17 protein-coding genes are annotated in these 19,208 nt (G+C 70.8%); 10 read left to right on the top strand and 7 right to left on the bottom strand.

Annotation, left to right across the window (positions count from 1 at the left end):
* Positions 1-44 precede the first annotated feature (44 nt).
* Positions 45-1,943, top strand: coding sequence for a DUF2207 family protein (locus ACFVAJ_RS00700; RefSeq protein ID WP_376940884.1), 1,899 nt, complete (start codon positions 45-47; stop codon positions 1,941-1,943).
* Between the two features lie 41 nt (positions 1,944-1,984).
* Here the strand turns inward: ACFVAJ_RS00700 and ACFVAJ_RS00695 are convergent, their stop codons facing one another.
* Entirely contained in the window at positions 1,985-2,200 is a 216-nt protein-coding gene (locus tag ACFVAJ_RS00695; protein ID WP_376940882.1) for a hypothetical protein, read from the bottom strand.
* Between the two features lie 57 nt (positions 2,201-2,257).
* Here ACFVAJ_RS00695 and ACFVAJ_RS00690 point away from each other — a divergent pair, with 57 nt between their 5' ends.
* The 7 genes from ACFVAJ_RS00690 to ACFVAJ_RS00660 all read left to right on the top strand — a co-directional run bounded on the left by ACFVAJ_RS00690 (position 2,258) and on the right by ACFVAJ_RS00660 (position 10,147).
* Positions 2,258-2,989, top strand: a complete 732-nt coding sequence (locus ACFVAJ_RS00690) for a ZIP family metal transporter (protein ID WP_376940880.1) — start codon at positions 2,258-2,260, stop codon at positions 2,987-2,989.
* Between the two features lie 216 nt (positions 2,990-3,205).
* On the top strand, positions 3,206-5,329 hold the full coding sequence (locus ACFVAJ_RS00685) for a DEAD/DEAH box helicase (protein ID WP_376940879.1): 2,124 nt from the start codon (positions 3,206-3,208) through the stop codon (positions 5,327-5,329).
* A 193-nt stretch (positions 5,330-5,522) separates the two neighbouring features.
* Positions 5,523-6,554 carry a 6-phosphofructokinase gene (locus ACFVAJ_RS00680; RefSeq protein WP_376940878.1) on the top strand — a complete coding sequence of 344 codons (1,032 nt, stop codon included), beginning with the start codon at positions 5,523-5,525 and terminating at the stop codon, positions 6,552-6,554.
* A 2-nt stretch (positions 6,555-6,556) separates the two neighbouring features.
* Positions 6,557-7,033: an 8-oxo-dGTP diphosphatase gene (locus tag ACFVAJ_RS00675; protein WP_376940877.1), complete on the top strand. Its 477-nt coding sequence runs from the start codon at positions 6,557-6,559 to the stop codon at positions 7,031-7,033.
* 57 nt (positions 7,034-7,090) lie between these two features.
* Positions 7,091-8,269, top strand: a complete 1,179-nt coding sequence (locus tag ACFVAJ_RS00670; RefSeq protein WP_376940876.1) for an anion permease — start codon at positions 7,091-7,093, stop codon at positions 8,267-8,269.
* Entirely contained in the window at positions 8,266-8,610 is a 345-nt protein-coding gene (locus ACFVAJ_RS00665; protein WP_376940874.1) for a peptidase, read from the top strand. Before ACFVAJ_RS00670 ends, ACFVAJ_RS00665 begins: the two co-directional genes overlap by 4 nt.
* A gap of 109 nt (positions 8,611-8,719) precedes the next feature.
* A complete protein-coding gene (locus ACFVAJ_RS00660) occupies positions 8,720-10,147 on the top strand; it encodes an NCS2 family permease (RefSeq protein ID WP_376940873.1) in 1,428 nt (475 codons plus the stop codon).
* 269 nt (positions 10,148-10,416) lie between these two features.
* Here ACFVAJ_RS00660 and ACFVAJ_RS00655 read toward each other — a convergent pair whose 3' ends face one another.
* The gene (locus tag ACFVAJ_RS00655; protein WP_376940872.1) at positions 10,417-11,703 is read right to left on the bottom strand and encodes a uracil-xanthine permease family protein; all 1,287 of its coding nucleotides are present in this window, start codon (positions 11,701-11,703) and stop codon (positions 10,417-10,419) included.
* Between the two features lie 137 nt (positions 11,704-11,840).
* Here ACFVAJ_RS00655 and ACFVAJ_RS00650 point away from each other — a divergent pair, with 137 nt between their 5' ends.
* Positions 11,841-12,158, top strand: coding sequence for a hypothetical protein (locus ACFVAJ_RS00650; protein ID WP_376940871.1), 318 nt, complete (start codon positions 11,841-11,843; stop codon positions 12,156-12,158).
* A gap of 61 nt (positions 12,159-12,219) precedes the next feature.
* Here the strand turns inward: ACFVAJ_RS00650 and ACFVAJ_RS00645 are convergent, their stop codons facing one another.
* From ACFVAJ_RS00645 to ACFVAJ_RS00625, 5 genes are read right to left on the bottom strand one after another with little or no spacing between them, the layout of a single operon-like run.
* Positions 12,220-12,990 (bottom strand): FadR/GntR family transcriptional regulator, encoded by a 771-nt coding sequence (locus ACFVAJ_RS00645; protein WP_376940870.1) that lies wholly within the window; start codon positions 12,988-12,990, stop codon positions 12,220-12,222.
* A 9-nt stretch (positions 12,991-12,999) separates the two neighbouring features.
* The gene (locus tag ACFVAJ_RS00640) at positions 13,000-13,791 is read right to left on the bottom strand and encodes a 3-oxoacyl-ACP reductase (RefSeq protein ID WP_376940869.1); all 792 of its coding nucleotides are present in this window, start codon (positions 13,789-13,791) and stop codon (positions 13,000-13,002) included.
* Positions 13,792-13,815: 24 nt separating this feature from the next.
* On the bottom strand, positions 13,816-15,171 hold the full coding sequence (locus ACFVAJ_RS00635; protein WP_376940868.1) for an aldehyde dehydrogenase family protein: 1,356 nt from the start codon (positions 15,169-15,171) through the stop codon (positions 13,816-13,818).
* Positions 15,168-15,950 carry a gamma-glutamyl-gamma-aminobutyrate hydrolase family protein gene (locus ACFVAJ_RS00630; protein ID WP_376942438.1) on the bottom strand — a complete coding sequence of 261 codons (783 nt, stop codon included), beginning with the start codon at positions 15,948-15,950 and terminating at the stop codon, positions 15,168-15,170. Before ACFVAJ_RS00630 ends, ACFVAJ_RS00635 begins: the two co-directional genes overlap by 4 nt.
* Positions 15,951-15,978: 28 nt before the next feature.
* Complete coding sequence (locus tag ACFVAJ_RS00625; protein ID WP_376940867.1) at positions 15,979-17,346, bottom strand: glutamine synthetase family protein; 1,368 nt, start codon at positions 17,344-17,346, stop codon at positions 15,979-15,981.
* 224 nt (positions 17,347-17,570) lie between these two features.
* On the opposite strand from ACFVAJ_RS00625, the gene ACFVAJ_RS00620 reads away from it, so the two are divergent.
* Complete coding sequence (locus tag ACFVAJ_RS00620; protein WP_376940866.1) at positions 17,571-19,133, top strand: amino acid permease; 1,563 nt, start codon at positions 17,571-17,573, stop codon at positions 19,131-19,133.
* Positions 19,134-19,208 lie beyond the last annotated feature (75 nt).

Below are 19,208 nucleotides of genomic sequence, written 5' to 3'. Positions count from 1 at the left end.
CGAACCGTCCGACGCGGGGGCGCGACGGCGGCTAGCGTTGGGGCATGCCCCGTCGCCCCGCCCGCCGCGCCCTCGCCGCGCGACTCGCCGCCGCGTTCTCGGCCGCATCGCTCGCCCTGCTCCTGGCCGGCGCCGTCGGCGCGTCGCCGGCGGTCGCGGGGGAGCGCGCGGCATCCTCGCCGGTCGCGGAGGCCGCGCCGCCGGCCGTCGCACTCCTCGCCGACGAGCCCGACACGAACGCCTTCGTGTTCGACTCCTTCGACGCGGTCTACGAGCTCTCGCTCGACGACGAGGGCCGCTCGGTGATGGAGGTCACCGAGACCCTCGTCGCCGTGTTCCCCGAGATCGACCAGAATCGCGGCATCCGGCGGGCCATCCCGCTCCACTACGACGGGCACCCGGTCGACCTCGTCGTCGAATCGGTGACGGATGCCTCGGGCGCGCCCCGCCCGTTCGAGACCGAGGCCGACGAGGACGACGAGTTCCTGCTCGTCACGAGTCGTGCCGACGACTTCGTGCACGGCGAGCAGACGTACGTGTTCCACTACCGCATGCACAACGTCACCCATGTGCCCGACGACGCGGCGATCGACGAGATCTACTGGGACGTCAACGGCACCGGCTGGGCGCAGCCCTTCGGCGTCGTGCGCAGCGAACTGCGCCTCTCGGCCGAGCTCGCCGAGGCGATGACCGGCGACATGGCCTGCTACCGCGGGTGGTCGGGGTCGACCGAGCCGTGCGACGCGATGACGAGCCAGGCCGTCGACGGCGGGGCGGTCGTCGAGGCCGAGGCCGCGGAGGTCGGGCCCTACGAGAACCTCAGCTTCGCGGTCGCGTTCGAACCGGGCACCGTCGTGCCGCGCGACGACGCATTCTGGTCGTCGCCCGCGGCGATCGGCAGCGCGGTCGCGGCGGTGGTCGCCGCGGTGATCGCGGCCGTCGCGCTCGCCTTCAGGCTCGGCCGCTGGCGCAACCATCCGGGGCGCGGCACGATCATCGCGCAGTACGAGCCCCCGACGGGCGTCTCGGCGTTCGTCGCCGCAGAGCTCGTGGGGAGCATGTCGAAGGGGGTCACCGCGACCGTGCTCGAACGCGCCGTCGCCGGCGAGCTCCGCATCGTCGAGACGGGGTCGCGTCGCTACGCCGCCGAGTTCACGGGCGGCGGGCCGGCGGGCGACGAGCACGCCCGGGCCGTCGTCGAGGCGCTGTTCGGCAGCCCGCCGCGGCCGGGCGCCGTGCGCGAGATGAAGTCGAGCGACACGGCGCTCGGCAAACGGCTGCTCGCGATCCGGCAGCGGGTGTCGAGCGGGGTCGTGGCCTCGGGGCTCCGGCGCAGCCCCGACGTCGGGCTCCGCGTCGGGATCGCGGTCGGCGCCGGCCTCGCGGCCGTCGCGAGCTTCGTGCTCGGCGTCGTCGCGCTGACCTCGGTGATGGGCGGCCCCTGGCCGGCGCTCTGCTTCATCGTGGCGATCCTCGCGGCAGTGCTCGCGATCGGGCTCGTCGTGTCCGTCCGGCCGCTCACCGAGCGCGGGCGCGAGCTGCACGACCACCTCGAGGGGCTGCGGGTCTACATCCGCCTCGCCGAGGCGGACCGCATCCGGGTGCTCCAGAGCCCGAGCGGCGCCCTCCGGGTCGACACGAACGACCTCGGCCAGGTGCTGAAGCTCAACGAGCGGCTGCTGCCCTACGCCGTGCTGTTCGGCTTCGAACGCGACTGGAGTCGCGAACTGGCCGTGCTGTACGAGCAGCTCGGCCGCCAGCCCGACTGGTACGCGGGCAGCAGCGGCTTCAACGCGGCCTACTTCTCGGCGGGCGTCGCGTCGTTCTCGAGCTCCTCGAACAGCTCGTGGTCGGGGTCGAGCGCCAGCTCGTCGTCGAGCGGCTCGAGCGGCGGCGGGTCGTCGGGCGGTGGCGGCGGTGGCGGCGGTGGCGGCGGCGTCTGAGGAGGGCGCACCCGAAACGGCGCCGTCGCGCCGCGACGTCGCTACTCGGCCTCGCCCGCTGCGGCGGCCCGTTCGTCGCTGAGGTCGACCCGACGCTCGGCGTCGAGCCCCTCGACCTCGTCGTCGAGCACGTCGTCGAGCGAGCGCTCGTCGTCGTCGTGCGCCTCGTCGGCCTCATCGAACTCGGTGTCCTGCGAGACCGTGAAATCGTCGTCCTCGGGCGCGAACTCCGCGCCCGCCCCCGCGAGCTCGTCCATAGCTCAAGGGTAGGCGCGTCGGCGCCGATCGGGTAGCCCCGGCCCTAGGCTCGCAGCATGCCCGACTGGATCCTCGCCGGAGTCGCCGGCCTCCTCGCAGGCGGCGCGCTCCTCCTCGGCGCCGTGATCGCCTGGTACGTGAAGGTGCCGACCCGCGTCGTGGCGTCGATCATGGCGTTCGGGTCGGGCGTGCTCGTGTCGGCGCTCGCCTTCGACCTCGTGCTCGAGGCGCAGCAGGAGGGCGGCTTCTGGCCGACCGTCGGCGGGTTCGCCGCGGGGGCGATCGTCTACGTCTTCGCGAACCAGCTGCTCGACCGCTTCGACCAGCGCAATCCGCGCGGCACCGGGCAGGACCCCGGCACCGGCACGGGCATCGCCGTCGGCGCGCTCCTCGACGGCATCCCCGAATCGGCGGTGCTCGGGCTCAGCATGGTCGGCGGCGGGGGAGTGAGCGTGCCGGTCTTCGTCGCCATCCTGATCTCGAACATCCCCGAGGGCCTGTCGTCGACGGCCTCGCTGAAGGAGAGCGGGCGTTCGCGCACCTACGTCTTCGTGCTGTGGGCGGGCATCGCGCTCGCGAGCGCGCTCGCGTCGCTCGCCGGGTACGTGCTGCTCGACGACGCACCGGGGGAGCTCACGGCCTTCATCACGGCCATCGCCGCCGGGGCGATCCTCGCGATGATCTGCGACACGATGATCCCCGAGGCGTTCCGCACCGCGCACGCGTTCACCGGGCTCCTCGCGACCGCGGGGTTCCTGCTCAGCTACGCGGTGCACGTCGTCGGATGACGAGACGTTTCACGGCACGGGCCTCCCGCCCGCTAGAATAGGGGGAGCGCCCGACGAATCCGTTCTTCGGCCGACCGTGCGAGCCCCGCTCGCCGCTGCTCGGTTCGGGATTCGGCGTACCGCGCCGCGCGGCATCCGAGCCGCGACGTGCGGGCTCGACCACCGCGTGGTGCCGAGGGGGCGTGCCGGGCACGGCACGAAGGAAACGGGAGGACCATGGCCCAGACGAGGCAGCGGCAGCGTACGCGTTCGCGCGACGATGAAGCACCCATCATCCCGATCCTCGCCCGCAAGGTGCGAGAGGTCGAGCAGAAGGCGCAGAAGGGCAAGCTCGGCCCGACGAACCGCACCAAGTTCCAGGTCATCGCGCTGCTCATGCGCGAGGAGCGGGCGCGGGTCAAGGCCGACGCCGAGATCGGCGACGCCGCGCGCGGCGAGCTCCTGAAGCGCCTCGACGGCATCGCGCAGATCCTCGCGAAGACCGCCGCCCGCGACACCAGCCTCATCCAGCTGCTCGAACCGGATGCCTCGATCTCGACCGTCGCGCAGCGGTTCCGCCGCGACTGGCTGCTCGAGTCGGGCGCCGAGCTCAGCCCCGACGAGCTCATCATCACCCGCGAGCCCGAGGCGAAGATCGAGGTCTCCGAGAACCAGGTGATCCCCGCGTCGGTGAAGTCGCGCCAGCTCGCGAACCCCTTCCTCGCGCCCGACTTCTCGAAGCCCGCCGCGCCCCTCGTGCCCGTGCGCCGGCTCGCGAACTGGGAGCTGCTCGGCCCCCTCTTCAAGTCGTTCGAGCAGGGCTCCGGCGGCCAGGCCGCCTCGATGGAGCTGCCCGAGGCGCCGAAGGCCGACCGGCTCTCGCCGCGCGGCCTCGAGCTCATGAAGCACCAGGCGCGCTTCATCGAGAGCGCCCGCGAGGGCCACCGCGCGTTCCTGCTCGCCGACGAGCCGGGCCTCGGCAAGACGGCGCAGTCGGTGCTCGCGGCATCCGTCGCGAACGCGTACCCGCTGCTCGCGGTCGTGCCGAACGTCGTGAAGATGAACTGGGCGCGCGAGGTCGAACGGTGGACCCCGCACCGCCGCGCCACCGTGATCCACGGCGACGGCGACACCCTCGACGCCTTCGCCGACGTCGTCATCGTGAACTACGACGTGCTCGACCGGCACATGGCGTGGCTGTCGACGCTCGGCTTCCGCGGCATGGTCGTCGACGAGGCGCACTTCATCAAGAACCTCCAGTCGCAGCGGTCGAAGAACGTGCTCGCCCTCGCCGAGCGCATCCGCAAGTCGACCCCCGGCGGCAACCCGCTGCTGCTCGCGCTCACGGGCACCCCGCTCATCAACGACGTCGACGACTTCCGCGCCATCTGGAAGTTCCTCGGCTGGATCGACGGCGACAAGCCCTCGGCCGAGCTGCTCGCGAAGCTCGAGGAGACGGGGCTCACCCCCGCCGAGCCCGGCTTCTACTCCGAGGCGCGGCGCACCGTCATCGACCTCGGCATCGTGCGTCGTCGCAAAGTGGATGTCGCGGCCGACCTGCCGGCGAAGCGCATCGCCGACCTCCCCGTCGAGCTCGACGACGAGCTCGGCCGCTCGGTGCGGGCCGCCGAGCGCGAGCTCGGCAACCGGCTCGCGTCGCGCTTCCGCGCGCTCGTCGAGGCGCGCCACCTCAAGGTCGGCGACCTCGACGAAGACACCCGCGACCAGATCATCAGGGCCGTCGCGAGCGCCGAGCTCGAGGAGTCGAAGTCGTCGAAGTCGGGCGAGAACGTCTTCACGATGGTGCGCCGCATCGGCCAGGCGAAGGCCGGGCTCGCGGCCGACTACGCGGCCCAGCTCGCCCGCTCGGTGGGCAAGGTCGTGTTCTTCGCGAAGCACATCGACGTCATGGACCAGGCCGAGGCGGCCTTCGCCGCGCGCGAGCTGCGGACGGTGTCGCTGCGCGGCGACCAGACGGCCCTCGCACGCCAGGCGGCGATCGACGCGTTCAACAAGGACCCCGAGGTCTCGGTGGCGGTCTGCTCGCTCACCGCGGCCGGCGTCGGCGTGAACCTGCAGGCCGCGTCGAACGTCGTGCTCGCCGAGCTCAGCTGGACGGCCGCCGAGCAGACGCAGGCGATCGACCGCGTGCACCGCATCGGCCAGGAGGAGCCGGTCACCGCGTGGCGCATCATCGCCGCGCACACGATCGATGCCCGCATCGCCGAGCTCATCGACTCGAAGCAGGGCCTCGCCGCCCGTGCCCTCGACGGCCAGGACGTCGAGCCGGGCTCGGCCGACTCGGTGCAGCTCGACGCGCTGCAGCACCTGCTGCGGCAGGCGCTCGACGGGGCACTGTAGCCGCAGCCGCTCGGCGGATCGATCGGGCCCTGACGCCCACGGCTGGCGCGAAGCTTGCGGCTTCTGGCGAGCTTGATTCGAGGCCCCGTCCGAGCGGCCGCACGAGAGTCGAGGTTCGCTAGACTTCCCGAAGTCGTGCCCCGATGAAGCGGCTCCAGCGACGATTTCCCACCTGCAAGGAGTCTCACGCGTCATGAAGATCGGAATGCTCACCTCTGGTGGCGACTGCCCCGGCCTCAACGCCGTCATCCGCGGTGCCGTCCTCCGAGGCGTCATCTCGTACGACACGGAGTTCGTCGGGTTCCGCAACGGCTGGCGCGGCGTCGTCGAAGAGGACATCGTTCCGATCGTGCGTCACGACGTGCGAGGCCTCGCCAAGCAGGGCGGCACGATCCTGGGTTCGAGCCGCACCAACCCCTTCGAGGGCGAGGGCGGCGGTCCCGAGAACATCCAGCGCATGCTCGACAAGCACGGCATCGACGCGATCATGGCGATCGGCGGCGAGGGCACGCTCACCGCCGCGCGCCGTCTGCACGACGAGGGCGGCATCAACGTCGTCGGCGTGCCGAAGACGATCGACAACGACCTCGCGGCCACCGACTACTCCTTCGGCTTCGACACCGCCGTCGAGATCGCGACCGAGGCCATCGACCGCCTGCGCACGACCGCCGACTCGCACGGCCGCTGCATGGTGCTCGAGGTCATGGGCCGCCACGTCGGCTGGATCGCCCTGCACTCGGGCATGGCCGGGGGAGCGCACGCGATCCTCATCCCCGAGCAGCCGCAGTCGATCGAGCAGATCTGCGAGTGGGTCGAGTCGGTGCGCGACCGAGGCCGCGCCCCGCTCGTCGTCGTCGCCGAGGGCTTCACGCTCGAGGGCATGGACGAGGCGCACTCGCACAAGGGCCTCGACGCGTTCAACCGCCCCCGCCTCGGCGGCATCGCCGACATCCTCGCCCCGATGATCGAGGAGCGCACGGGCATCGAGTCGCGTGCGACGGTGCTCGGCCACATCCAGCGCGGCGGCGCGCCCTCGGCGTACGACCGCGTGCTCGCCACCCGCCTCGGCATGGCCGCGATCGACGCCGTCTACGACCACGCGTGGGGGTCGATGGTCACGCTCCGCGGCACCGACATCAAGACGGTGTCGATCGCCGAGGCCGTCGGCACGCTCAACAGCGTGCCGCAGTCGCGATACGACGAGGCGCGCGTCCTCTTCGGCTGAACATGTACCAGGTCTGCGTCTGCTACCTCCTGCGCGAACGCGACGGGGTCACCGAGGTGCTCCTCGGGCGCAAGAAGCACGGCCTGGGCGAGGGGTACTACGTCGGGCTCGGCGGCAAGCTCGAACCGGGCGAACAGGCGGTGGATGCCGCGGTGCGCGAGGTCTTCGAGGAATCGGGTCTCGTCGTGGCCGCAGGCGACCTCGAGGCGCGCGGTCTGCTGAGCTACCACTTCCCGTTCCGCGAGTCGTGGAGCCAGGAGTCGAGCGTGTTCGTCGGCCGGCGCTTCGCGGGCGACCCCGTGGCATCCGACGAGCTCGACCCCGAGTGGTTCGCGCTCGCGGAGGTGCCCTACGAGGAGATGTGGGACGACGCCAAGCGGTGGCTTCCCGGCGTGCTCGCGGGCGGAACGGTGCGTCGTACCTTCGTGTTCGGCGAGGATCTCGCCACGGTGGTGACGGAGCGCTCATCGGTCGCGTAGGATCGTCGGGGTTCCTGAAATCCAGGTGAACTCTTCCCTCTCGCAAGAAAGACGCCGGTGGATCTCACCCTCATCGTCGTGCTGGTCATCGCGCTGGCGCTCTTCTTCGACTTCACGAACGGCTTCCACGACACGGCGAATGCGATGGCCACGCCCATCGCGACCGGTGCCCTGAAGCCGAAGACCGCGGTCGGGCTCGCAGCCCTCCTGAACCTCATCGGCGCCTTCCTCTCGACCGAGGTGGCGAAGACGATCTCGGGCGGCATCATCAAGGAGGGCGACGGCGGCGTGCTGATCACGCCCGAGCTGATCTTCGCCGGCCTCATCGGCGCGATCGTGTGGAACATGATCACGTGGCTGCTCGGCCTGCCCTCCTCGTCGAGCCACGCGCTGTTCGGCGGCCTCATCGGCGCCACGCTCGTCGGCTTCGGCGTGAGCGCGATCGACTTCTCCGTCGTCATGTCGAAGGTCATCCTGCCGGCGATCCTCGCGCCGCTCACCGCCGGCCTCATCGCGTACGCCGCGACGAAGCTCGCCTACGCGATCACGCGCCGCTACGACGGCAAGCCCGACGGCCGAGACGGCTTCCGCCACGCGCAGATCTTCTCCTCCTCGCTCGTCGCGCTCGCGCACGGCACGAACGACGCGCAGAAGACGATGGGCGTCATCACGCTCACGCTCGTCGCCGCGGGCCTGCAGCCCGCCGGCAGCGACGTGTACTGGTGGGTGATCGTGACCTGTGCGGTCGCGATCGCGCTCGGCACCTACATGGGCGGCTGGCGCATTATCAAGACGCTCGGCACGGGCCTCACCGACGTCAAGCCGGCACAGGGCTTCGCCGCCGAGACCGCGACGGCCGCGACGATCCTCGCGTCGAGCCACGTCGGCTTCGCGCTGTCGACGACGCAGGTCGCCTCGGGCTCGGTCATCGGCTCGGGTCTCGGCCGCCGCGGCTCGAAGGTGCGCTGGCGCACCGCCGGGCGCATCGGTGTCGGCTGGCTGCTCACCCTGCCCGCCGCGGGCGCCGTCGGCGCGCTCGCCGCGCTCGTCGCCCACATGGGCGTCGTCGGCATCATCATCGACACGGTCGTCGGCGTCGGCGTGATCGTCGGCATCTTCCTGTGGTCGCGCCGCAGCGAGGTCTCGCACCACAACGTGGTCAGCGAGGTCGCCCACTCGGGCCGTGCCGTGAAGATCAAGCGCAACCCCAAGCCGAAGAAGAAGGTCTCGTCGTGATCGACTGGCTCGCATTCCTCCTCGTGTTCGTGTCGGCGCTCATCGGCACCGTCACCGTGGTCTCCGCCTACTCGCTCGGGATCCGCCTGCTCACCGTCTCGGGGCGCACCCCGATCGTGACGCCGGCCGAGTTCACCGACGCGATCACCATCGTGACGCCCGCCGAGATCAAGCAGGCCGAGAAGCGCGCGAAGAAGGCCGCGAAGAAGAGCCCGCTCACCGACGGCCAGAAGCGCGCCGCGCTCGTCGGCGCCTGGGCCTGCTTCGGCGTGAGCGGCGTCGCCGTGCTCATCGGCATCTACCTGATCGTCGGCGACCACCTGATCAAGATCTTCAGCTGACCGCCCCCGCGCCAGGCTGAGCGGGCGCGCCCCGAAGCGCCTTCAACTCCATATTCGACAGTCCACCCGTCGCCCGCCCCCGCGTGCGTCCCTCATCGAAGGTTCCCGGATGACCACTGCAACCACCCCGACGACCGACCCGGCCGACCCGACCGAGCAGAAGCAGGCCGGCGCCGTCGACCGCTTCTTCGAGATCACGAAGCGCGGCTCCAACTACGCCACCGAGGTGCGCGGCGGCATCGTCACCTTCGTGACGATGGCCTACATCGTCATCCTCAACCCGATCATCCTGTCCACGCCCGACGTCGACGGCAACACGCTGAACGGCGCCGCGGTCGCCGCGGCCACCGCGCTGACCGCCGGCGTCATGACGGTGCTCTTCGGCGTCGTCACGCGCCTGCCGTTCGCGTTCGCGGCCGGTCTCGGCATCAACGCGTTCATCGCGTTCTCGGTCGTCGGCTCGGTCACGTGGCCCGAGGCGATGGCGCTCGTCGTCATCAACGGAATCGTCATCGTGCTGCTCGCGGCCACGGGCCTCCGGAAGATGATCTTCGACGCCGTGCCGGTTCAGCTGAAGCTCGCGATCACCGTCGGCATCGGCCTGTTCATCGCGTTCATCGGCTTCGTCAACGCGGGCTTCGTCACGGCCACGGGCAACCCGTCGCCGCCGGTCGACCTCGGCATCGGCGGCTCCGTCGCGAGCCTGCCCACCCTGCTCTTCATCATCACCCTGCTCGCGGGCGGCGTCCTGATCGCGCTGCGCGTGAAGGGCGCGATCCTCATCGCCCTCGTCGGCGGCACCGTGCTCGCCGCGGTCGTCAACCTCATCTGGCCGTTCGGGCTCGACTTCGGCTTCGCGGGCGGCATCGTGAGCCTGCCCGACCTGAGCCTCATCGGCGCCGTCGACTTCGGCTTCGACCTCTCCAAGGTCGGCGCCCTGGCGCTCGTCATGATCGTCTTCACCCTCGTCTTCTCGAACTTCTTCGACGCGATGGGCACGATGACCGGCCTCGCGAAGGAGGCGGACCTCGCCGACGAGAAGGGCGACTTCCCCCGCATCAAGTCGGCGCTGGTCGTCGAGGGCGTCGGCGCGATCGTGGGCGGCGGCACCTCGTCGTCGTCGGCGACGGTGTTCGTCGAGTCCGGCGCCGGCATCGGCGAGGGCGCCCGAACGGGCTTCGCCACGGTCATCACCGGCGGCCTGTTCCTGCTCGCGATGTTCTTCACGCCGCTGACCTCGCTCGTGCCCGGCGCGATCGCCGGCGCGGCCCTGGTGCTCGTCGGTGCGATGATGCTCTCGCAGATCAAGCACATCGACTTCAGCGACTACCGCGTGCTGCTGCCCGTGTTCCTCACCATCACGGTGATGCCGATGACCTACTCGATCGCGAACGGCATCGGCGCGGGCTTCGTCAGCTGGGTCGTCGTGAACGCGCTGTCCGGCAGGGCCAAGACCATCCACCCGCTGCTGTGGATCGTCGCCGCCGGCTTCGTGCTGTACTTCGCGCGCGGACCGATCGAGGCGCTCTTCGCCTGATCTCCGGTGAATGACGGATGCCCCGGGCTGCACCGCAGCCCGGGGCATCCGTCTGTTGTCGGCGCATCGTGCCCGGCTGATCGCGCAATCCCGGATGAGCCGGTGCTCGGCGCCGGACGCGGGCCCACCGGCGCGCTGATCCTGAGCTGAGCGTCGACCGGGCGTCGGCTCCCCGAGGACGTCGTGCCTGTGCGGGCGACGAGACCGCCGCAGACGACGGATGCCCCGGGCCGCAGCGGCCCGGGGCATCCGTCGTTCTCGTGGAGGCGTCAGTTCGTGCCGCGCGCCTTCGCGATGCCGTTCATGACGTGGTAGATCACGATGGCGGCGATCGTGCCGAGCGCGATGCCGTTGAACGAGACGCCGCCGATCGCGAAGGTGAAGTCGGCAATGCCGATGATGAGGGCCGTCGCGGCCGTGAACTGGTTCACGGGCTTCGAGAAGTCGACCTTGTTGTCGAGCCAGATCTTGACGCCGATGATGCCGATGAGGCCGTACAGCGCCGTGGTGACGCCGCCGAGCACCCCGGCGGGGATCGTGTTGATGACCTCGCCGAACTTCGGCGAGAGGCCGAGCAGCACGGCGACGATGCCCGCGACCCAGTACGCGGCGGTCGAGTAGACGCGCGTCGCGGCCATGACGCCGATGTTCTCGCCGTACGTCGTCGTGCCCGAACCGCCGAAGAGGCCGGCGACGGTCGTGGCGAGGCCGTCGGCGAAGAGCGCGCGGCCGGTCGACTTGTTGACCGAGGGGTCGGTCATCTGGGCGACGCCCTTGATGTGTCCGACGTTCTCGGCGATGAGCACGAGCACGACCGGCAGGAACGCGGGGAGGAAGCCCCAGATGGCGGAATCCGCGAACGGGTTCGCCGCGAGGTGGAAGGTCGGCAGGCCGATCCACGCGGCGTCCTCGATGCGCGCGAAGTCGATCTCGCCCTGGATCGCGGCCGCGATGTAGCCGATGACGACGCCGACGAGGATCGACATGCGCCCGAGGATGCCGCGGAATGCGACGCTCGCGATGATCACGGCGGCGAGCGTGATGAGGGCGGTCAGCGGGGCGAGCATGAAGTTGTTCTTCGCGGCGGGGGCGAGGTTGAAGCCGATGAGGGCCACGATCGCACCGGCGACGACGGGCGGCATGAGCGCGTCGATCCATCGGGTGCCGACCCACTGCACGAGGAGGCCCACGAGGGCGAGCAGCACGCCGACGACGACGATGCCGAAGAGCGCGGCGCCCATGGGGTCGGCGATGCCCTTCGCACCCATCGCGGCGCTGATCGGGGCGATGAACGCGAAGGAAGAGCCGAGGTAGCTCGGCACCCGGTTCTTCGTGATCACGAGGAAGAGGATCGTGCCGAGGCCCGAGAAGAACAGCGTCGTCGCGGGCGGGAAGCCCGTGAGGATCGGCACCAGGAAGGTCGCGCCGAACATGGCGACGACGTGCTGGGCGCCGAGGCCGATCGTGCGGGGCCAGCTGAGGCGTTCGCCGGGGGCGACGACCTCGCCCGGGTTGACGTTCTTGCCGTCGCCGTGCAGGGTCCAGGGCAGAGTCATGCTGCTCCGTTCAGGGGAGTCGAGGGTGGGGATCCATCAGATCGTACCGGGGGGATAGCCCCATGTCGGAGGCCGCGCCGCGTCCGTAGCGTGGAGTCATGCCCACCAACGGGCCACCACGAACAGGAGAGCATCTCATGACCACCGTCACCGACACCGCAACCCAGGCGCCGTACGCGGAGCCGCACCCCGCTGCCGCGCCGCTCGCGGAGTCGCGCGGCTTCAGCATCTCGAGCCTCGTGCTCGGCCTCGTCTCGATCGTGGCGGGCTACAGCTTCGTCGTGCCGATCGCGGGCCTCGTGCTCGGCATCATGGCGCTCAAGCGCGAGCCCGCCGCGCGCACGATGGCGATCTGGGGCATCGTGCTCAACGCGGTCATGCTCGCGGGCGCCGTGCTCGTCGGCATCGGGGCGGCGGTCTTCGGCCTCGTCATGCTGCCGTTCGCCTTCCTCTGAGCGCTGCACCGCGACGATCGGGGTCCGAGCCGAGCTCGGACCCCGAGCTCGGTTCCCGAGCTCACGCGAAGAATCCGCGCAGCAGCGCCTCGGTGCCGTCGAGGTGCTCGGCCATCGCACCCGCCGCGTCGTCGGGGCTTCCGCGAAGGATGGCCCCGACGATCGCGCGGTGCTGCTCGTTCGAGTGCGCGATGTTCGGCGCGAGCAGCGGGATGCCGTCGAGGAGCTCGTTGACCCGCATGCGCACATCGGCCACCAGCGGGATCACGCTCGGTGCGCCGAGCACCTCGGCGATGAGCAGGTGCAGGCGGGAGTCCGCCATGCGGTACTGCTCGCCGGTGGCCGTGCGGCACTCCTCGTAGGCCTGCCAGAGCCGTTCGCGGTCGTTGGCCGACAACTCGCTCTCGGCCGCGCGTCGGGTCGCGCCGACCTCGATCACCGCGCGCAGGGCGAGCATGTCCTCGAGGTGCGCGGCGGCGACCTGCGGGTCGCCGGCGGTGCTCGGACTCGCCGGAAGCGGGGCGGGCAGCTCGTCGGAGACGAAGGTGCCGCCGTAGCGCCCGCGACGCGACACCACCCAGCCCGCTTCGGCGAGTGAGCCGATCGCCTCGCGCAGCGTGTCGCGGCTCACCTCGAGCATCGCCGCGAGCTCGCGCTCGGCCGGCAGACGCTCGCCCGGCCCGATGAGGCCGAGCCGGATCGACTGCAGCAGGCGCTGCACCGTCTCCTCGAAGGCGTTCGCCGGGCGCGCGGGCGTGAACAGCAGGCTCGCCCGCAGCACCTCGGTGGGAACCGCCTCGTCGCCCGCCGGGCCGCCCGCCGTCTCGTCCATGCTTCGAGCCTAGAGCGGAGTGACGTAGGCGGAGCTGATGCCGCCGTCGACGAGGAAGGTCGAGCCGGTGATGAACGAGGCGTCGTCGCTCGCGAGGAAGGCGACCGCCGCCGCCAGCTCTTCGGGCTCGGCGAATCGGCCGACGGGGATGTGCACGAGCCGGCGCTGCGCGCGCTCGGGGTCCTTCGCGAAGAGCTCCTGGAGCAGCGGCGTGTTGACCGGGCCCGGGCAGAGGGCGTTCACGCGCACGCCCTGCCGGGCGAACTGCACGCCGAGCTCGCGGCTCATCGCGAGCACGCCGCCCTTCGAGGCCGTGTACGAGATCTGCGAGGTCGCCGAGCCGAGCACGGCGACGAACGAGGCCGTGTTGATGATCGAGCCGCCCCCCTGCGCGACCATGTGCCGGAGCGCCGCACGTGAGCAAAGGTACACCGACTTCAGGTTCACGTCCTGCACCTTCTGCCAGGCCGGGAGCTCGGTCGTCTCGATCGAGTCGTCGTCGGGCGGTGAGATGCCCGCGTTGTTGAACGCGATGTCGACCGATCCGTACACCCGGGCGGCTTCGTCGAAGAGGTGGTTCACCTGGTCCTCGTCGGTGACGTCGACCTGCACGAAGAGGCCGCCGACGAGCTCGGCCGCGGCGGGGCCGGCCGTGGCATCCATGTCGCCGATGACGACCGTCGCGCCCTCGGCGGCGAACCGCTTCGCGGTCGCGAGGCCGATGCCCGAGGCGCCGCCGGTGATGACGGCGACGCGACCGGCGAGGCGCTGGGTGAGGTCGATGCGGGGGAGTTCTGGCATGGCTGTTCCTGTCGGGTCGGGCCGTCAGTCGACGGCGATGAAGACGTTCTTGGTCTCGGTGAAGGCGAGGGGCGCGTCGGGGCCGAGCTCCCGGCCGAGTCCCGACTGCTTGAAGCCGCCGAAGGGCGTCGAGTACCGCACCGAGGAGTGCGAGTTGACCGAGAGGTTGCCCGACTCGACGGCTCGGGCGACGCGGATGCCCCGACTGATGTCGCGGGTCCAGATCGACCCCGAGAGCCCGTACTCGCCCGCGTTCGCGAAGCCGATCGCGTCGGCCTCGTCGTCGAAGGGGAACACCGAGACGACCGGGCCGAAGATCTCCTCGCGGGCCGCACGGGCGTCGCGCGCGGGGGTGAGCACCGTCGGCGGGAACCAGAATCCGGCGCCGTCGGGGGCGCTGCCGCGGAAGGCGACGTCGGCGTCGTCGGGCACGAAGGAGCGGACCCGCTCGAGGTGCGCGGCGGCGACGAGGGGCCCCATCTCGGTCGACTCGTCGGCGGGGTCGCCGACCCGGACGCCCTGCACCGCCGGTTCGAGGAGCTCCATGAAGCGCTCGTAGACGCTGCGCTCGACGAGGATGCGGCTGCGGGCGCAGCAGTCCTGCCCGGCGTTCTCGAACACGCCTGAGGGCGCCGTCGCGGCCGCCTTCTCGAGGTCGGCGTCGGCGAACACGATGTTCGCGCTCTTGCCGCCGAGTTCGAGGGTCACCCGCTTCACCTGATCCGCGCAGCCCGCCATGATGCGCTTGCCGACCTCGGTCGAGCCGGTGAACACGACCTTTCGCACGGTCTCGTTCGTGACGAAGCGCTCGCCGACGACCGAGCCTCGGCCCGGGACCACCTGGAACAGCCCCTCGGGCAGTCCCGACTCGAGCCCGAGCTCGGCGAGGCGGAGGCTCGTGAGCGGCGTCCACTCGGCGGGCTTCAGCACGACCGCGTTGCCGGCGGCGAGGGCCGGGGCGAAGCCCCACGCGGCGATCGTCATCGGGAAGTTCCACGGCGTGATCACGCCCACGACGCCGAGCGGCTCCTGGAAGGTCACGTCGAGCCCGCCCGCGACCGGGATCTGCCGGCCGAAGAGCCGCTCGGGCGCCGCCGAGTAGTACTCGAGCACATCGCGCACGTGACCCGCCTCCCACCGGGCCTGCGAGATCGGATGCCCCGAGTTCTGCACCTCGAGCGCCGCGAGCTCCTCGACGGCCAAGTCGACGGCCACGGCGAAGCGGCGCAGCGCCCGGGCGCGGTCGGCCGGGGCGAGCGCCGCCCAGCCGCGCTGCGCGCGGGCCGCGCGGGCGATCGCCAGGTCGGTCTCCTCGAGGCTCGAGGCGGTCACGGACGTGACGATCGATCCGTCGGCCGGGTTCACGATGGTGTGCGTCATGCTTCGATCCTCTTCGTGCGGTGGTCGCGGGCGGCTTCGACGAGTCCGGCGAACAGGCGGCGGTCCGCCGTGTTCTCCTCGGGATGCCACTGCACGCCGATCCCGAACGGCACCGCGTCGAGCTCGACGGCTTCGATGACGCCGTCGCCGGTGCGTGCCGTGACGGTGAGCCCGGGGGCCAGCTCGTCGAGGGCCTGGTGGTGGTAGAGATGCACCGGCAGCGCCTCCGAGGCCTCGCCGAGGGTCGCGGCGAGGCGGCTGCCCGCGTCGACGGCGACGGTGGCCTCGCCGAAGACGGCCGGCCCCGGCTGGTACGCCTCGCTGCCGACGACGTCGGGCAGGTGCTGCACGAGGGTGCCGCCGAGGGCGACGTTGAGCATCTGGGCGCCGCGGCAGATGCCGAGGAACGGCAGCTCGGCCTCGATCGCGGCAGTGAGCAGCGCGTCCTCCCAGGCGTCGCGGTCGCGGCGCGGGGCGCCCGTGCGGGGGTGCGGAGCCTGCCCGTAGCGGGCGGGGTCGACATCGGCGCCGCCCGAGACGATGAGGCCGTCGAGGGTCGACAGCACCCGGCGGGCGATCTCGGGGGAGGCGGGCTGGGGCGGGAGCAGCACGACGATGCCGCCGGCGTCGGTGACCGCATCGAGGTAGACCTTCGGGAGGAACGAGGCGGGCACGTCCCACACGCCGGTCTGCGCCTGCTCGAGGTACGTGGTGACCCCGATCACCGGTGCGGATGCCGCGACCGGCGTCGCCGCCGCGGCATCCGTACCGCCCCCCAGATTCCCCCCGGCCCCGTCGGTACGCAGTTCAGAGCCGTTCGAAGCCACGGACCCGCTCCCAATCGGTGACAGCGGCGTCGTACGCCGCGAGCTCGACCTTCGCGTTGTTGAGGTAGTGCGCGACCACCTCTTCGCCGAACGCCTCGAGCGCGACGGTCGAGCCGGCGAAGAGCTCGGCGGCGTCGCGGAGCGTCGCGGGCACCCGCTCGACGTCGCTCTCGTACGCGTTGCCGGCGAAGAGCTCGGCGGGCTCCAGCTCGTTCTCGATGCCGTGCAGCCCGGCCGCGATGAGCGCGGCGACCGCGAGGTACTGGTTGACGTCGCCGCCCGGCACCCGGTTCTCGACGCGCATGCCGTGCCCGTGACCGACGACGCGCAGCGCGCAGGTGCGGTTGTCGAGTCCCCAGGCGATCGCCGTGGGCGCGAAGCTGCCGGCGACGTAGCGCTTGTACGAGTTGATGTTCGGGGCGGAGAACAGCGTGAGCTCGCGCATGACGGCGAGCTGCCCGGCGAGGAAGTGGCGGAACAGCTTCGACATGCCGTGCGGCTCGGCGGCGTCGGCGAACACGGCCTCGCCGCCGTCGCCGCGCAGGCTGATGTGGATGTGGCAGCTGTTGCCCTCGCGCTCGTTGAACTTCGCCATGAAGGTGAGCGACTTGCCGTGCCGGTCGGCGATCTCCTTCGCCGCGTTCTTGTAGACCGAGTGGTTGTCGCAGGTGGCGAGCGCATCGGTGTAGCGGAACGCGATCTCCTGCTGGCCGAGGTTGCACTCGCCCTTCACGCCCTCGCAGTACATGCCCGCGCCGTCCATGGCGTTGCGGATGTCGCGGAGCAGCGGTTCCATGCGGGTGGAGGCGAGCAGCGCGTAGTCGATGTTGTAGTCGCTCGCCGGGGTCAGGTCGCGGTAGCCCTTCTGCCAGGCCGCGCGGTACCCGTCGTCGAACACGATGAACTCGAGCTCGGTGCCGACGAAGGCGGTGAGTCCGCGCTCGGCGAGGCGCTCGAGCTGGCGCTGCAGGATGCGCCGGGGCGATGCCTCGACCGGGGAGCCGTCGAGCCAGCGCAGGTCAGCGGTGACGAGGGCGGTGGCCTCGAGCCAGGGCGCCGCGCGCAGCGTCGCGAAGTCGGGTACGAGCACCATGTCGCCGTAGCCGCGCTCCCAGCTCGACATCGCATAGCCGTCGACCGTGTTCATCTCGACGTCGACCGCGAGGAGGTAGTTGCAGGCCTCGGCCCCGTGCTCGGCGACGTCCTCGAGGAAGAGCCTCGCCGACACGCGCTTGCCGACCAGCCGGCCCTGCATGTCGGTGAACGCGACGATCACGGTGTCGACCGCGCCCTCCGCGATCGCCCCCCGCAGCTCGTCGAGGCTCAGGTATCCGGTCGGTGTCGTCATCCGTGGCTCCGCATCGAGTCGGTGAATGGTCGCTTGTGCCGACCATTACATCACACCGATGCGCCGCTTGGGTTCGTCGGGTCCCCGCAAATCTGCGTGCATCTCATGAAGATCTGTCGAAAAAGGTCTGTACGAGCGACCATTGGGAGTCGTAGAGTCCTCACCAACGCATCGCATCCCGCGCCCGCCCCCTGCGTGCGCGATGAGAGCAAGGGAGCCCTGTGATGGCGAAAGACACCCTGAAGGTCTCGGGCGTGAAGTACACGACCGCCGAGTCGGGATACTTCGAGAAACGCAAGCTCACGCGCACCGCCGGCGTCTGGGGGCTGTGGGGCCTCGCCGTCGCGGCCGTGATCTCGGGCGACTTCTCGGGCTGGAACTTCGGCATCGACTTCGCCGGATTCGGCGGCATGCTGATCGCCTTCGCGGTGCTCGTCGTCATGTACTACGGCCTGATCTTCTCCATCGGCGAGATGAGCTCGGCGATGCCGCACACCGGCGGCGCCTACTCCTTCTCGCGCGCCGCGATGGGGCCGTGGGGCGGATTCGTGACCGGCCTCGCCGAGACGATCGAGTACGTCGCGACGACCGCGGTCATCGTGTTCTTCTCGGGGTCGTACGCCGACGCCATCACGAGCGAGCTGCTCGGCTTCTCGATGCCGCAGTGGCTGTGGTGGATCATCCTCTACGTCGTCTTCATCGGCATCAACGCCGCCGGTGCGAACATCTCGTTCAAGTTCGCGATCGTCGTCTCGATCATCTCGATCGCGATCCTGCTCGTGTTCAGCGCGATGGCGATCTTCTCCGGCCAGTTCTCATGGGACAAGCTCTTCGACATCGCACCCGACGCCGGCCAGACCGCGTTCCTGCCGCACGGCGTGCTGCCCATCCTCTTCGCGCTGCCGTTCGCGATGTGGTTCTTCCTCGGCATCGAGGAGCTGCCGCTCGCGGCCGAGGAGTCGAAGGACCCGGTGCGCGACATCCCGAAGGCCGGACTCATCGCGCGCGCCACCCTCATCGTGACCGGGCTGCTGGTGCTCTTCCTCAACACCGGTGTCGTCGGCGCCGAGGCGACAGGCACCGCGGGGGAGCCGCTGCTCGACGGGTTCCGGGCGATCGTCGGCGATGAACTCGCCGCGGTGCTCGCGCTCTTCGCCCTGATTGGGCTCCTCGCCTCGCTCCAGGGCATCATGTTCGCCTACGGTCGCAACATGTACTCGCTCTCGCGGGCGGGGTACTACCCGAAGTTCCTCTCGCTCACGGGCAAGCGGCAGACGCCGTGGGTCGCGCTCGTCGCGGGTGCCGTCATCGGCTTCGTGGCCCTCCTCGTGCTCGACGTGCTCGCGCAGATCGACGAGAAGGGCGCGGGCGCGGTCGCCGGCGCGATCGTGCTGAACATCGCGGTGTGGGGTGCGGTGCTCGCCTACCTGCTGCAGATGGTCGCGTTCGTGATCCTCCGCCGCAAGTACCCGAACGCCAAGCGGCCGTACCGCAGCCCGTGGGGCGTGGGAGGTGCCGTCGTGGCCGCGGTGATCGCCGCGCTCATCTTCCTCGGGTTCCTCCTCAACCCGACCTTCGTGCCCGCCATCATCGCGATCTTCGTGGTCTACGCCGTGATGCTCGCCATCTTCGCCCTGTGGGGTCGGCACCGGCTCATCCTGTCTCCGGAGGAGGAGTACGCCGTCTCGGGCGGCCTCCACGGCGACCCGCAGGCCGAGGGGTACGGCGGCGACGTCGAGAGCGAGCTGCTCGCCTCCGACGGGGTCGACGAGGCCGATCGCGTCTGAGGCGCGACCAGGACCGGGCGGCGGCGGGCGTGGGGGCGCCCGCCGCCGTTCCGTGCGTTCGTCGGGCCCTTGCTG

Source organism: Agromyces sp. NPDC057679 (assembly GCF_042799635.1).
Taxonomy (GTDB): Bacteria; Actinomycetota; Actinomycetes; order Actinomycetales; family Microbacteriaceae; genus Agromyces.
This window is presented reverse-complemented; position numbering and strand designations above follow the sequence as displayed.